The 15,583-nt window shown below is 48.1% G+C and carries 13 protein-coding genes; 10 read left to right on the top strand and 3 right to left on the bottom strand.

Features of this window, described 5'->3' with window-relative positions:
* The first annotated feature begins 55 nt into the window (after positions 1-55).
* Together BN1002_RS21995 and BN1002_RS21990 are read left to right on the top strand one after the other, a co-directional pair.
* The gene (locus tag BN1002_RS21995; protein ID WP_048828164.1) at positions 56-778 is read left to right on the top strand and encodes an EcsC family protein; all 723 of its coding nucleotides are present in this window, start codon (positions 56-58) and stop codon (positions 776-778) included.
* Between the two features lie 530 nt (positions 779-1,308).
* Complete coding sequence (locus BN1002_RS21990) at positions 1,309-1,968, top strand: phosphatase PAP2 family protein (RefSeq protein ID WP_052445672.1); 660 nt, start codon at positions 1,309-1,311, stop codon at positions 1,966-1,968.
* A gap of 96 nt (positions 1,969-2,064) precedes the next feature.
* Here the strand turns inward: BN1002_RS21990 and BN1002_RS21985 are convergent, their stop codons facing one another.
* The 3 genes from BN1002_RS21985 to BN1002_RS21975 all read right to left on the bottom strand — a co-directional run bounded on the left by BN1002_RS21985 (position 2,065) and on the right by BN1002_RS21975 (position 4,589).
* A complete protein-coding gene (locus BN1002_RS21985) occupies positions 2,065-3,465 on the bottom strand; it encodes a hypothetical protein (protein WP_048828163.1) in 1,401 nt (466 codons plus the stop codon).
* Between the two features lie 190 nt (positions 3,466-3,655).
* Entirely contained in the window at positions 3,656-4,147 is a 492-nt protein-coding gene (locus BN1002_RS21980) for an antibiotic biosynthesis monooxygenase family protein (protein ID WP_048828162.1), read from the bottom strand.
* 241 nt (positions 4,148-4,388) lie between these two features.
* Complete coding sequence (locus BN1002_RS21975; protein WP_048828161.1) at positions 4,389-4,589, bottom strand: hypothetical protein; 201 nt, start codon at positions 4,587-4,589, stop codon at positions 4,389-4,391.
* A gap of 213 nt (positions 4,590-4,802) precedes the next feature.
* On the opposite strand from BN1002_RS21975, the gene hemE reads away from it, so the two are divergent.
* From hemE to BN1002_RS21930, 8 genes are all read left to right on the top strand, one after another.
* The gene (hemE, locus tag BN1002_RS21970) at positions 4,803-5,849 is read left to right on the top strand and encodes a uroporphyrinogen decarboxylase (RefSeq protein WP_048828160.1); all 1,047 of its coding nucleotides are present in this window, start codon (positions 4,803-4,805) and stop codon (positions 5,847-5,849) included.
* A gap of 168 nt (positions 5,850-6,017) precedes the next feature.
* Positions 6,018-6,956, top strand: coding sequence for a ferrochelatase (gene hemH / locus BN1002_RS21965; RefSeq protein WP_048828159.1), 939 nt, complete (start codon positions 6,018-6,020; stop codon positions 6,954-6,956).
* Between the two features lie 27 nt (positions 6,957-6,983).
* Positions 6,984-8,411, top strand: coding sequence for a protoporphyrinogen oxidase (gene hemY, locus BN1002_RS21960; RefSeq protein WP_048828158.1), 1,428 nt, complete (start codon positions 6,984-6,986; stop codon positions 8,409-8,411).
* Between the two features lie 556 nt (positions 8,412-8,967).
* Positions 8,968-9,546, top strand: coding sequence for a TetR/AcrR family transcriptional regulator (locus BN1002_RS21950; protein WP_048828156.1), 579 nt, complete (start codon positions 8,968-8,970; stop codon positions 9,544-9,546).
* 106 nt (positions 9,547-9,652) lie between these two features.
* A complete protein-coding gene (locus tag BN1002_RS21945) occupies positions 9,653-11,848 on the top strand; it encodes a YhgE/Pip domain-containing protein (RefSeq protein WP_197072893.1) in 2,196 nt (731 codons plus the stop codon).
* 125 nt (positions 11,849-11,973) lie between these two features.
* Positions 11,974-12,708, top strand: a complete 735-nt coding sequence (locus tag BN1002_RS21940; protein ID WP_048828155.1) for an MBL fold metallo-hydrolase — start codon at positions 11,974-11,976, stop codon at positions 12,706-12,708.
* A gap of 95 nt (positions 12,709-12,803) precedes the next feature.
* Positions 12,804-13,793 carry a lipoate--protein ligase gene (locus BN1002_RS21935; RefSeq protein WP_048828154.1) on the top strand — a complete coding sequence of 330 codons (990 nt, stop codon included), beginning with the start codon at positions 12,804-12,806 and terminating at the stop codon, positions 13,791-13,793.
* Between the two features lie 217 nt (positions 13,794-14,010).
* Positions 14,011-15,579, top strand: a complete 1,569-nt coding sequence (locus tag BN1002_RS21930; protein ID WP_048828153.1) for a fatty acid--CoA ligase family protein — start codon at positions 14,011-14,013, stop codon at positions 15,577-15,579.
* Positions 15,580-15,583: the final 4 nt, after the last annotated feature.

Here is a 15,583-nt window from a genome sequence, read left to right as displayed (position 1 = left end):
CCAATGAACTGTTTTTACGTAAAGAGGGTAATACTCTAAAAGGGGGTATGAACTTGTGAAAGAATATGAAGAAGCGGTGAATGGAGAAGTTATCGAGTGGAAGCGGAAATTATCCGCGCGATCGAGCATGTTCAACAGGCTGTCCAGGAAAGCTCAAGTTAAAGTCAACAGCCTTATACCGGAAAAAGTCCATATCGCCATGACGGAAGCGATCAAAGGCATGGTTAAAGCTACCCTAGCCGGGTCGAATTTTACAACGAAAAAGCCCTCGGAGCCGCGTCTTGCCCTTAAAGGAATGGATGAAGAGGCAAGAAAGAAAATAAATGTGTTCCAAAAAACAGCGATGATTGAAGGAGCAGGAACAGGCGCGGGCGGAATTTTGCTTGGCTTGGCAGACTTCCCGCTGCTTCTGACGATAAAAATGAAATTCCTGTTCGAGCTCGCTTCGGTTTATGGGTTCAATACGGAGAAATATGAAGAAAGGCTGTTCCTGCTGCATGTCTTTCAGCTTGCTTTTTCCAGCGATGAAAAACGGTTTGAAACACTGGATGTTATTGATAACTGGGAAGAAAGAAAATCGACACTCGCTGATATGGATTGGCGTGAGTTTCAGCAGGAATACAGGGATTACATCGACCTCGCAAAAATGCTGCAGCTCGTTCCCGGAATCGGCGCGGTTGTCGGGGCGGTTGCGAACAACAAGCTGCTTGGGCATTTAGGGGAAACAGCGATGAATGCGTACAGGCTGAGGATTTTGAAGGACGGTATCCGGGAATAGGATGGAAATGCTTGCGGGTATCCTGTCCTGTGCGGGGGGATAGGAAGCGAACTATTCGCCTATCGGTTAGGTGCGGTCAATTAGGATTGGTCTATTCGCTTGTAAACTTGATTAGCGAACCGTACGGTCGAATAGGACTGGTCTATTCACCTGTGAACTTGATTACTTGACCCGTACGGTCGAATAGAATCGGTCTAATCGCCTGTGAACTTGATTACTGGCTCGGTTCGGTCGAATAGACTTGGTCTATTCTCCTGTGAGCTTGATTAGCGGTCCGATACGGTCGAATAGAATTGGTCTATTCACCTGTGGATTGGATTATCGGTGGTGTTCGGTCGAATAGACTTGGTCTATTCACCTGTGAGCTTGATTAGCGGTCCGATACGGTCGAATAGAATCGGTCTATTCACCTGTGAGCTTGATTAGCGAACCGTACGGTCGAATAGAATCAGTCTAATCGCCTGTTGGGAGTGCAAGCATATGGATGTGAAATCGGACAGGGGACACTGGGGGAATGGAGGCTTGGATAAGTGCATTTTGCAAAAAGGAAAGCCGTACTGATTGGAATTGCGTTTTCAATCCTGATTATTTTAATGCTTCTTCCGGGCGTGCTCCAGGACCGCCACCTGCTGATTGATACTGCTGGCAAAAGTCTGCTGGCTCCAGTGCCGGATGGGCTGGATCCTTTGTTTATCAGTATCACCCATCTTGGCGACAGGAAAGGCGTTGGCATTACAGCGCTCATCGTGCTCATGTGGCTGCTATTCAAGCGGCGAGACTTTTTTGCGATGGGGATATTTGCAATGGGAGTGGCCCTCGGCAATGAACTGAATAAATTGCTAAAGGAGCTGATTGGGCGCGAGCGGCCCGACCTTGAGCACCTTGTCCATGTGAAAAGCCTAAGTTTTCCGAGTGGCCATGCAATGGTCAGTTCCATCCTTTACATCTTGATTGCTTATTTTTTGACGAGAGAGTATACGGGAAGGAAGGCGAAGTTCTGGATATACGGGCTATCTGGCAGCATGATCCTGCTGATTGGGGCGAGCAGGGTGATTCTGAACGTGCATTATCCGTCTGATGTGATTGGTGGTTATGCTTTTGGATTCATTTGGGCTTCCTGCTGGATTTACCTGTATTCCGCGCTGCGGATAAAATATTCCTGGCTTTCGCCAATTAATAAACAAACGTAAAACAGCCTCGGTGAACCGCACGCCGTTAGTGGAATGCAGTTCATGGAGGCTGTTTTTTATTTTGCGAGGAGTGAAGGTTTTAGAAAAGGCAGGAGCTTAAATAAGGAACATCGCTGCGATTGTTGTAACGGTAAGACCGATAATAACAGGGAGAAGGTTCCTTCTTGCGAGTTCGAAAGGATCGACATTACAGATGGCCGCAGCCGGAATTAGCGCCCATGGGACGAGTGTTCCGCCACCAACCCAAATTCCTGCGATTTGCCCAAGGGCAGTAAGTGTTGCCGCTCCCTTTCCGATTGATACGGCAAACAGTCCGGCGACCGAACCTGCTAGTGAAATGCCGGAAAAGCCTGAACCATCGAGCCCGGTAATAGCTCCGACGGTTGTAAGCGTCACGGCGGCGATTTCTTTGCTTAATGGAACGACGCTAGCCAGGGCGATGCCAAGGTCATTGACGATTCCGTGTGAGGTTTTAGGCAAGTAATCGCCAATGATTTTGCCAAAACCGGCGTCTCCGAGATAGAAGAAAGCAGCGATCGGGATGACCGGGCCGAACACTTTAAAACCAAATTGGAAACCGTCAATCAAGTAGGCGGTTGTTTTTTCGAGTCCCTTATTTTTATGGGCAGCCAGGGTGATGGCGAGAAGAATGAAGATCGATGTTCCGCCAACGAGGGCTGTTGCGTCCCCGCCTTGGAGGTCCAAGACAAACATCACCGCAACATCAATGGCAAAAAGGATCGGGACAAATATGGCGAAGAAGCGTTTTTGCCCGGCAGAAAGGAGATTTTCACCAGTCTTGGCCTGCTGTGAAGTCCCACCTGGTACGACCCCTGTTGAGCCTGTGAGTTTTCCGCTTCTCATATCGCGCTTCAGGAAATAAAAAGCGGTTAGGGTTGTGACGGCACCCATGATGAAAACAAGAGGGATGCTTGCGCCGAGCACCTCACTTACCGGAAGTCCGGCCGCATCTGCTGTCAATTTCGGAGCAGCCTGGATGACAAAATCACCTGAAAGTGCGATGCCGTGGCCGAACAGGTTCATCGCCATGGCGACGCCAAGAGCGGGGAGCCCCGCCCTGATGGCTACCGGCAAGAGGACCGCGCCGAGAAGAGCGACTGCTGGCGATGGCCAGAAAAACCAGGAAATGACCATCATCAGAATCCCGATTGTCCAGTAAGCAAGGGTCGAATTCCGGATGAGTTTTGTAAACGGTGAAATCATGACATCATTGATGCCGGTGGTGGTCAAGGTTTTGCTCATGGCCACAATAATCGAGATGACAAGAATTGTGGACAGCAATTCTGTGATAGCGTAGATGAAACTATTAAACACACTGCTGACCGACCCGCTTAGCGAACCGGTCGCCGTGATGGCGATCAGGAAAATGCCGGTGATGCAGATCAGCGATGTATCGCGCCGCATGACCATAAAGCCGATGATAAGGCCGATAAAGACAACATATATCCAATGGAGAGCTGTAAGCTCCGCTACCATGCTGGTATCCTCCCTTCATGCATCCTAATGGGTAGGCGAACGACCCAATCGGGATGTAATACAGAATATGAAAATAGGGAGAAGTGGTGAAAGGAAATAGCATGGTAGGGAGCAGGAAGCCGGCCGCAAGTAATCCCGCTTTGGATAATAATAGCGACAAAGAAAAAAACGGGGCAAGGGCCCCGTTCCGTCACTCAGAAATGTAGTATTTTGTGATATAGGATTTACCGGAAAAAATACTTGGCCCGGATTCTTCCTTAGGGGCGCCGTGTGATTTCCCGAAGGAATTTGAATTTTTCCAGTTTTCAAAGGCTGCTTCGTCTGCCCATGCTGTCAAAATGACATACGTATTTGATTTAATCGGCCTCAGGACCCGAATGGCCTGGAAACCGGGCGATGATTCGATTTTTCCGGCACGGTTTTTGAAGCGATATTCAAATACAGGCTTTCCTTCTTCCGTGACAGGAATATTGTTCATCACAACCATTCCCGGATTTCCCAGTTCTCCGACAGACTCGAGCACCTCGTATTTTCGCGGCGAAGCAAAGACCGTTTTTCCTTCCGTCTCGTGGACAAGCAGCGCGCCGTCCTCCCCGGTCATAAGCACCATGTTCTCACCGCTGTGCTTTTCAGCCAGCCTTTCCAAAAAATCATAAGTTCCCGCAGTCATGTACAAATTCATCCAAATCAGCTCCACTTCTATATTATTAAGCCGCAGAAAACTTTCCGTAGAATGGCGGCTTCGTACGTAAATAAATGGGGTGAGGCAGCGGACTCTTCAGCGGCTCTTCCTGGGAGGCACGAGCAGCATACCGCGTTTTATGCGCCATTTCCGGCTGGGTATGCGCTATTTCAGGTGGTTAATGCGTCATTTCCGGCAGTTAATGCGCTATTTCCCGCAACTTATGCATCGTTTCTGGCGGTTAATGCGTCAACTTACGTGGTTTATTATCCAAATTCAGCAGCGTATTATCCAATTTCGGGGTTTTATTATCCAAATTCAGCAGCGTATTATCCAATTTCGGGGTTTTATTATCCAAATCCAGCAGCGTATTATCCATTTTCGGGGTTTTATTATCCAAATCCCGCAGTGTATTATCCGAAATCAGAGCTTTATTATCCAAATCCAGCAGCCCAGAACAGTCCCCTGTTTCATTTTCCCGATTATTACAGATGTGCAAACGTAAATACGACTTTTTTTTGACAGTTGGTTGGGAGGTGTGTACACCTTTCAGATTAACAGATATAGTGAAATGAGACTAAATCTGTAAAGTTTTTGTTTTTATGGTGGTTATATTAGAATGTTAGTTGAGAGATTGTGAAAGGTGGAAACTGAGATGAGAGAAATCAATGAGACATTTTTGAAGGCAGCGAGGGGTGAGAAGACAGGACATGTTCCAGTTTGGTATATGCGCCAGGCGGGACGTTCCCAGCCTGAGTACCGGGCGATTAAGGAAAAGTATTCCCTGTTTGAAATTACCCACCAGCCTGAATTGTGTGCATATGTTACCCGCCTTCCGGTTGAGCAATATAATGTCGATGCGGCCATTTTATATAAAGATATTATGACTCCACTTCCGGCGCTTGGTGTTGACGTGGATATTAAAGCAGGCATCGGGCCAGTTATTTCTAACCCTGTCAGGTCGCTTGCGGATGTAGAAAAACTAGGAGAAATCAATCCTGAGGAAGATGTTCCTTATGTCATTGAAACAATCAAAATCCTGACGCAGGAACAGCTTAATGTGCCTCTGATCGGCTTTTCAGGTGCGCCATTTACCCTGGCGAGCTATATGATCGAGGGCGGCCCATCAAAGAATTATAATAAAACGAAGGCATTCATGTACGCTGAGCCGAAAGCGTGGTTCGCGTTGATGGATAAGCTGGCCGATACGACGATCACTTATGTGAAAGCACAGGTGAAAGCTGGCGCGCGTGCCATCCAGATTTTTGATTCATGGGTTGGCGCCCTAAATGTAGCGGATTACCGCTATTATATTAAACCAGTCATGGAGCGGATTTTCACCGAACTCAGGAAGGAAAATGTCCCATTGATCATGTTCGGCGTTGGTGCAAGCCATCTGGCCGTTGAATGGAACGACCTGCCTCTTGATGTAGTCGGGCTGGACTGGAGACTGCCGATCAGCGAGGCACGGAAGCTTGGCGTCAATAAGCCTGTCCAGGGGAACCTTGATCCGGCCATACTTCTTGCCCCATGGGAGTTCATTGAAGAACGCGCCAGGGAAATTCTTGATCAGGGCATGACCCAGCCAGGGTACATTTTCAACCTTGGCCATGGTGTATTCCCGTCTGTTAACCCGGAAACACTAAAAAGGCTCACCGCGTTTGTACATGAATATTCGGCTTCTAAATTAAGCCGTTCATAATTAACACTACTTTAGAAGTGTAAATGGTGGTATGCGGCCGTTTTTTTTGGCAAAATAGAATGGGATTGTCATGCGGCAGGGAGAAATCCCTGCCGATTGCGGTTATTCATCAATTAAAACTACTACATAAACCACCGGTTAAACCCGGGACAATAAGAGGTGTGGAAAATGGCAAAAAAGAAAATGGGTCTCCTCGTCATGGCTTATGGAACTCCATATACCCTCGATGATTTGGAGCGCTATTATACACATATCAGGCGCGGCCGGAAGCCTTCTCCTGAAATGCTGGAGGAGCTGCGGGGGCGCTATGAAGCGATTGGCGGTATTTCTCCACTTTCCCATATTACCGAGGATCAGGCAGAAGGACTGGAAGCCCGCCTCAATTCGATTCAGGATGAAATTGAATTTAAAATGTACCTTGGACTCAAGCATATCGAACCGTTCATCGAGGATGCCGTGAAACAAATGCACGAGGACGGAATTGAAGAAGCGGTCAGCATCGTATTGGCACCGCATTTTTCCACCTTTAGCGTCAAGTCCTATAATGGCCGGGCGAAAGAGGAAGCCGAAAAGCTCGGCGGCCCCCAAATCCAATCCGTTGAAAGCTGGTATGATGAACCGAAATTTATTGGATATTGGGCAACAAAGGTGAAGGATGTATTTGAAAAAATGCCGGCAGATCAACGTGAAAAAGCTGTTCTGATTGTTTCAGCCCACAGCCTGCCGGAACGGATCCTCCAGTCGGGTGATCCATACCCTGACCAACTAAACGAAACGGCCGATTTGATCGCGGCCGGGGCAGGCATAAAGAATTATGCTGTTGGCTGGCAAAGTGCAGGCCAGACTCCAGAGCCTTGGCTTGGCCCTGATGTCCAAGATCTGACTAGGGAACTTTATGAAAAGGAAGGCTATAAGGCGTTCGTGTATGTGCCTGCGGGCTTTGTGTCCGACCATCTCGAAGTTCTTTATGATAATGATTATGAATGTAAAGTCGTCACGGACGAAATTGGCGCTGCCTATTACCGTCCGGAAATGCCGAATGCGAAGGAAGAGTTTATCGACGCCATCGCAACCGTCATTATGGATAAGTTAAAGAACGGAAATTAGAATAAAAGCAAAGAAGAGGCGATATCCGTGGAGGAAGGGAAAAAAAGAGTCCTAATTATTGGGGGAGGCATGGCAGGGCTGACAGCTGCCTACTACCTTCAGAAAATAGCACGCGAAAAGAACCTGCCTCTTGAAGCAGTCCTCTTGGAAGCGTCCCACCGCCTCGGCGGCAAGATGCAGACGGTCATCAAGGACGGATATGTCATTGAGCGCGGCCCAGATTCCTTTTTGGCACGGAAAACGAGCATGTCAAGGCTTGCAGCAGAAGTTGGTATGAAGGACGAGCTGATCAGCAATTCAACCGGGAAATCCTATGTCCTTGTAAAGGAAAAGCTTTATCCAATGCCCGGCGGTTCCATTATGGGGATTCCGACTGAAGTTGGCCCATTTATTACGACTGGTTTATTTTCAGTGCCGGGAAAACTGCGCGCGGCAGCCGATTTTATTTTGCCAAAATCACCTGCGGGACAGGATCAGTCATTAGGGCGCTTCTTCAGGCGGAGACTCGGGAATGAAGTGGTGGAAAACCTTATCGAGCCGCTGCTGTCGGGTATTTATGCAGGGGATATCGACCAAATGAGCCTGATGGCGACATTCCCGCAGTTCTACGAAGTGGAACAGAAAAACCGCAGTCTGATTCTCGGCATGAAAAAGTCTTCTCCAGCCCCGGCCAAAAAACGGGATGAAAGCGGCAAAAAAAGAAGCGGCGGATTCCTTACCTTCAAGACAGGCCTGCAATCGTTCGCAGAGGCTATTGAAGCAAAACTGGAGCCCAATTCCATCTTAAAAGGACTGAAAGTAAAGAGTGTTGCGAAGGAAGACGGCTTCTATGAAGTTGTCTTGAACAATGGGGAGTCCCTGATTGCTGACTGTATTATTTCAGCCGTTCCCCATCATGCGGCCCAGTCGATCTTTTCGGAATACAGCTTTTTCGACCCGTTGAAGGACGTACCTTCCACATCGGTTGCAACAGTCGCGATGGCGTTCCCGGAAAGCGCGATTAAAGAGGACATTGACGGGACAGGGTTCGTCGTTTCACGGAATGCCGATTATACGATCACCGCTTGTACGTGGACGCATAAAAAGTGGTCCCATGCGGCACCGGAAGGAAAGGCGCTGCTACGCTGCTACGTAGGGAAGTCCGGCGATGATACAATCGTCGATTTATCTGATGACCAAATCGTGAGGATCGTCCTGGAAGACTTGAATAAAATAATGAAAATTGAGGGCATCCCTGAATTTGTCATTGTTTCAAGGTGGAAGGATGCCATGCCACAATACACCGTCGGCCACAGGCAGCGGCTTGAAACGTTGAGGGAACACTTATCGGCGGAATTGCCGGGGGTATTCCTTGCTGGTGCTTCTTTCGGGGGAGTCGGTCTGCCGGATTGCATTGATCAGGGAGAAGCGGCAGTAAGGGATGTTTTGGAATACCTGAAATTATCCCAGTCTTAATTGGGGAACCCAAAATGGTTGAATATCTAATAACATAGCTGAAGCATTAATCGATGCGCGGGGAAACCCGCGCATTTTCTTATTTGGTCTGCAAAATTGGCCCCTTAGTACATTGGTGCAAGAAGGATAATTATCCTACCGGCGGAATAGGATGAACTATCAACCAAAAAGAAGGTGGCCCTACTGAAAAGAAATATTGAGAACCTTCCGATTCAACAGCTTCTGTTTACACCATACAGGATGGAGACCGGAGTGCCTCCGGAATTTTCACCTGTTTATGCTGCTTCCAATCCCCCTGTGCCTCCTTTTTTGCCAAGCCGGAAGATTGGAAGATTTTCTGGTGACCCCTCGCTGAATCAGCAGGAGATCACTTTAAAAAGCAATTTTGCAAAGGGGGGCTAAAAGGGTGGCTTGGGAATCGTCGAGAGTGGATATGAATATTTACTCCTTGCTTTTGCAAAACCAGTTTGATATACTACTTTTTGTACAAAATGACTGATTTGTTCAAACGGTCATTTTTTGATAAAAAGAGTCTGTTATGACTGGAGGTGGGGCATTGTCAATCGACAGGAGGCAGCATATTATTGAAGCTGCGACAAAGTCATTCTCGTTATTCGGCTATAAGGCCACAACAATGGATCAGGTAGCTAGGCTTGCCAATGTTGGAAAGGGCACCATTTATACTTTTTTCAAAAATAAAGAAGAGCTGTTCGATGAAATCATTACTTCCCTTATCAAGGAAATGAAAAGGGAGGCAGATGAAGCCTTTAAACCCGGGCTTTCCTTCCATGAGAATGTCCATCGCTCATTGTATAAAATGCTGGAGTTCCGCAAAGAGCATCAGCTGACAATTAAGCTTTTTCAGGAAGAAAAGGAAATGGGAACGCCCGCAGTTATGGAAGTACTCGCCACACTTGAACAGGCGATTCTCAACTATATGAAGGAAAAAGTGAAGGCTGCCATCAATAGCGGAGAAATTGGCGAATGCGATCCGGAAGTAACAGCTTTTATTATTTTAAAGCTTTATGTGTCATTGATTTTTGATTGGGAGAAATATCATCAGCCACTTGAAAAAGAAGAAATCGCCCGCATTTTTGAAAGGTATATCTTCCAAGGGCTGAGAAAGAACAATTAAATAATGCTTTGCGCTTGGGATTATCAAACCGATTGGTAATCCCTCATTTAAGCTTTGGAATGACTGATTGAACAAAACGGTCACTTATTATCAGGAGGTCAAATTAGTGAAAAACATCATGATTAAACAGGAAATGGCAGCTATTTTGAAAAACAGAAAGCTTCTGATTCCAATCATTGCCGTTATGTTCATTCCTGTTTTATATGCGGGAATGTTCCTCTGGGCTTTCTGGGATCCTTATGCAAAACTCGCCGATTTACCCGTCGCCGTCGTCAACAGTGATACGGGGGCCGAGTTTAATGGAGAAGACCTCCAGCTTGGAAATGATCTTGTTGATAAATTGAAAGACAGTAAGGAATTTGATTTTGAGCTAGTAGGAAAAGAACAGGGATATAAGCAGTTGAAGAACCAGAAATACTATATGCTGATTGAAATCCCCGCCGACTTTTCCGAAAATGCAACTACCTTGCTTGATGAAAATCCTGAAAAACTAAAACTGATTTATGTGCCGAATGAAAGCTACAACTTCCTATCGGCGCAAATTGGCGGGACCGCGGTTGATAAGATAAAAGCTTCCCTTTCGGAAAAAGTGACTGAAACATACGCGGAAACAATGTTTGATAAAATTGGCGACCTGGCCGATGGAGTGAAAAAGGCCAGCGAAGGTGCCGGACAAGTTAGTGACGGATCGTCTGAATTGCAGGCGGGTTCTGCCCAATTGAATGATGGGCTTAAGACTCTTGCCGGCAAAGCGGTTGAATTTTCCGAAGGCGCCAATAAGCTTAATGCCGGCGCCGCCAAGGTCAGTGAAGGAAATAAACAGCTTGCCTCTGGCATGGCGGAACTCCAGGGCGGGCATCAGAAGATTACAGCCGGAGCCGAACAGGTGAAAGCAGGCGCGGACCAGCTTGCATCAGGAGCTGCGCGTTCCAGGGAAGGGCTTGAGATGCTGAAAGGTAAGCTCCCAGCGATGATGGAAGGGACTGACAAGCTCCAACAGGGTGCAAATGCCTTGAATGCGAAAACGGGTGAATGGCAAAAAGGTTCACAGGCAGCTGCTTCTGGCGCCGCATCACTCAATGCAGGCATCGATGAACTTGTCCAGGGGCTGCAGCCGATGCTCGCAAGCCTTCCAGAACAGCAGCGTAAAGTATATGAAGAAAAGTTGGCCGCACTTAAAGCCGGAAGCTCCCAGCTGGCAGTCGCAACAGGCCAGCTGAGCGATGGCGCGGGTAAAATTCAGGCAGGAACTTCAACGCTAGCCGGGGGCCTCGCTGATTTGAAAAACGGAGAAGTACAGGCCAGCCAAGGAGTGGATGCTCTTGCAAAAGGAAGCAGTGAGCTTGAAGCTGGTGCGAAAAAACTATCCGAAGGACAGGGACAAGTCGTTTCCGGTTTAAAAACCTATGAGGCGGAGTTTGCGAAAGCGAAAGCGGGAGCTGATGAATTGGCCGCCGGTTCTTCCGAGCTGTCAGGCGGAACAAGCCAACTGGCCGCTGGTACGGGCGCCCTTAAAACAGGTACTGGAAAGCTTGCCGATGGTTCTGAACAACTGGCAAAAGGCACATCTGAATTGGCCGCCGGTTCCAAAGAACTTGCTGACAAACTTTCAGACGGAGCAAATGAAGCATCCGGGGTGAAGGCCGATGATAAAACGTACAATATGATGGCCGATCCGGTTAAAGTGAAAAACGAGAAAATCAATGAAGTGCCAAACTATGGGACAGGCTTTGCTCCATACTTCCTGTCACTCGGATTGTTCGTCGGCGCCTTGCTGCTTTCAATCGTATTCCCATTAAGGGAAGCGGCGGGAACCCCGAGAAACGGGTTAAGCTGGTTCCTCGGCAAGTTCGGCATTCTCGCCGGCATTGGCGTTGTCCAGGCCTTGCTTGCGGACGCCATCCTTTTAGGCGCGCTGGGGATCCATGTTGAAAGCATTCCATTATTCATTCTGTTCTCAATCGTAACGAGCCTGACATTCATCACACTCATCCAGGTTCTTGTGACAACACTTGGCGATCCTGGCCGTTTCCTGGCCATTATCATTTTGATTCTACAGCTGACAACAAGCGCTGGTACATTCCCGCTTGAATTGATCCCGGGCTTCCTGCAGCACTTCAATGCATTTTTGCCAATGACCTACTCAGTGGCCGGATTCAAGGCAGTCATCTCAAGCGGTGATTTCGCCTTTATGACGCAAAATATGCTTGTGCTGATTGGATTCAGCGTTGTGTTCGCGCTTGGAACATTGGGCTATTTCATCACAATGCACAAAAAGAAATACGCCATTTTGGCGAACTAAAATAAAAGCGGCTGCCAGGCTGATCCTGGCAGCCGCTTTTTGTCTATCGGGCCAGAAACATGAAAAAGTTTGTAATTTTGAGTATAGTAAATACTAGAAAAATCAGCGATAATGAGGTGGAATAAATGAAATTGACGATTATTGGCCAGTGGGGCGGCTATCCGAAGAAAAATGGCGCCAGCACAGGGTATTTGCTTGAGCAAGATGGCTATAAGCTGCTCATTGATTGTGGCAGCGGTGTGTTGGCGAAAATGCAAAATGTGGTACAGCCGGAGGAATTGGATGCTGTCATCCTGTCGCATTACCATCCAGACCACGTCGCAGACATCAGTGTTTTATACCATGCCAGGCTCATCCAAGGTTTCCTTAAAGGGAAATTGCCGGTTCTCCCGATCTACGGCCATAAAGAGGATGATGCCGAATTCAGGAAGCTCACCCACGATGGGGTAACGAAAGGATTTGCCTATAAACCAGGTGCGGCTCTTCAAATAGGTCCGTTTGACATCACCTTTTTGAAAACAGTCCACCCGGTTCCTTGCTATGCGATGAGATTCGAAGCGGGAGGCAAGTCGATTGTCTACACAGCCGATAGCGCGTTCAAGGAAGAGTTCATCCCGTTCAGCAAAAATGCCGATGTCCTGTTGTGCGAGTGCAATTTTTATGCCCATCAGTCAGGACAGGGTGCCGGCCATATGACGAGCACGGAAGCAGGCAGATTTGCAAGGCGCTCAGAAGCCGGGCAGCTGATTTTGACCCATCTTCCGCATTACGGCGAACTCAACAACCTTGTTGAGGAGGCTTCAAAGGAATACAGCGGCAAGATTAGGCTTGCCGACGAATTCATGGTGGTGGAGCTGTAGCTGCATCACTGTGTGGTTTTGCAGGAATAAAGCGGCCAGCATGATTTGGCCGGGGGCAGCCTTTTTGCCCATACATATAGAAAAGGGGTATTGCCATGCTGTTTATTGATAACAAGGGAATTACAGACCCGCGCATTAATCTGGCCATAGAGGAGTATGCACTGAAAAACCTCGATATTGATCGGACATATCTGCTCTTTTACATTAATGAGCCTTCGATTATTATCGGTAAGAACCAGAATACAATCGAGGAAATCAATACCGATTACGTTGAAGATAACGGAATCCACGTCGTCCGCAGGCTGTCAGGCGGCGGAGCGGTGTACCACGACCTCGGCAACCTTAATTTCAGTTTCATCACGAAGGATGACGGAGAAAGCTTCCACAATTTTCGGAAGTTCACCGAGCCGGTTGTCGCGGCGCTTGCAAGGCTGGGCGTTAATGCAGAATTAAGCGGCCGGAATGACATTACGGTCGACGGCCGGAAAATATCCGGTAACGCGCAGTTCTCCACTAAGGGCAGGATGTTCAGCCACGGCACGCTCATGCTTGATTCGGAGATTGATGCCGTTGTCGCCGCGTTAAAAGTGAAAAAAGAGAAGATTGAATCAAAAGGCATCAAATCGATTAGGAGCCGGGTCGCCAACATTTCCGAGTTCCTGGACAGGAAGATCACGATGGAAGAGTTCCGCTCCATGCTTCTGAACTATATTTTTGACGGGGCAGAGGACATTCCTGAATATAAACTGACTGACGAAGACTGGCAGAAAATCCATGAACTTTCTAAAGAACGGTACCAGAATTGGGATTGGAACTACGGCCGCTCGCCGAAATTCAATCTCCAGCGTTCAAAACGTTTCCCAGTCGGTTCGATTGATTTAAGGCTCACAGTTGAAAAGGGCCATATCGAAAATTGCAAAATTTACGGCGACTTCTTCGGAGTCGGTGACGTTTCCGAGATTGAAGAAAAGCTGAAAGGCATCCGCTACGACAGGTCTGACATAGCCGCGGCGCTTGAAAATGTGGAAATCAGGCATTACTTCGGCAACATTACCAAAGATGAATTTATTGAGCTGGTCTATTAATTTTCATGGCCTCCGCTGATTTCGCAGCGGGGGCTTTATTATGGCGATTTTATCCCGGAAACCCCTAATGTGAACCTCCACTGGGAAGGCTTTTCTTTAATCCCGAGCTCAGTAAAACTTGAAGGGGAGCAAGCCATTCTTTATAATGAATTTAGAATATTTTTAATTTTGCGGGAAGGTGAATGATTTCCATTCACGCCTCAAGGGGGAGATGAAGTTGAACCTATCGACCAGGCTTCACGAGACTGCACAGGCCATGCCGGAAAAAAGCGCTTATGTATTCATGGGCAACCCGACATCTTATGGGGAGCTCGATGCCGCCATTACCAAATTTGCCTCAGGGCTGGAGCGGCTTGGCATTAAAAAAGGCGACCATATCGCCCTGCTGCTCGGAAACTCGCCATACTTTGTCATCAGCCTTTATGGCGCGCTCCGCCTCGGAGCCACCGTCATACCAGTCAATCCCATCTACAGTCCGGACGAAATCGGCTATATCCTGACCAATGCCGATGTGAAGGCAGTCATCTCGCTGGATCTGCTGATTCCTGTCGCTGAAAAGTCACACCAGCTCCTTCCAAAAATTGAGCACTATATTATTTGCGATTCCAACCAGCCTGAAGCGGAAGGCCTACATAAAGAGGAACTAAGCATCTACCCGAAATTGAAGGCGTTTACAGACGTCCTCGCTACCGGCAGACTTGATTTTGCAGGCCCTGAACTGCATGAAAATGATACCGCTGTCATTCTTTATACGTCAGGGACGACAGGCAAGCCAAAGGGCGCAATGCTGACGCAAAAGAACCTTTACAGCAATGCGATCGATATTGCCGATTATTTAAATATGAATGAGCAGGATAGAATTGTTACGGTCCTGCCAATGTTCCATGTATTCTGCTTGACCGTCGCCCTGAATGCGCCGCTGATGTCGGGCGCTACTATGCTGATCGCGCCAAAGTTCAGCCCTAAGGATATCTTTGACCTTGCACGCGAACAGGAAGCGACGATTTTCGCGGGCGTGCCCACGATGTATAACTTCCTTCTCCAGTATGCAAACGCAGGCGGAAATCCGGAGGACTTTACATCACTCCGCCTTGCTGTTTCAGGAGGGGCGTCGATGCCGGTCGCGCTTCTGTATAATTTTGAAAAGAAATTCAATGTCCGGGTTTCAGAAGGCTATGGCCTGTCCGAAGCATCTCCCGTTACTTGCTTCAATCCGCTTGACCGCGAGCGGAAGCCAGGTTCGATCGGAATGTCGATTGTCAATGTCGAGAACAGGGTGGTCGACGAACTCGGCGAGGAAGTGCCTCCCGGCCAGGTAGGTGAATTGATTGTCAGGGGCCCGAATGTTATGAAGGGCTACTATAAAATGCCGGAAGAAACAGCTGCTACGATCCGCGACAGCTGGCTGTATACCGGCGACCTCGCCCGGATGGACGATGAGGGCTATTTCTACATCGTCGACCGGAAAAAGGACCTGGTCATCGTTGGCGGCTACAATGTTTACCCGCGCGAGGTTGAGGAAGTGCTTTATGATCACTCCGAAATCATTGAAGCAGCCGTCGTCGGCATTCCTGACCCGGACTTCGGTGAAGCGGTCATTGCATATGCCGTTTCCAAAAATCCCGCTCTTACTGAAGAGGAACTGCTTGATTTTTGCAGTGAGCGCCTGGCGAAATACAAGGTGCCATCCAAAATAGAATTCCTTGAAGAACTGCCGAAGAACACCACAGGGAAAATTTTGCGCAGGGCGTTGCGGACCCAGGTAACCGAGGCGGCAAAACAATAATAGG

The sequence above is a fragment of the Bacillus sp. B-jedd genome, from assembly GCF_000821085.1.
In the GTDB taxonomy this organism is placed as follows: Bacteria; Bacillota; Bacilli; order Bacillales; family Cytobacillaceae; genus Bacillus_D.
This window is presented reverse-complemented; position numbering and strand designations above follow the sequence as displayed.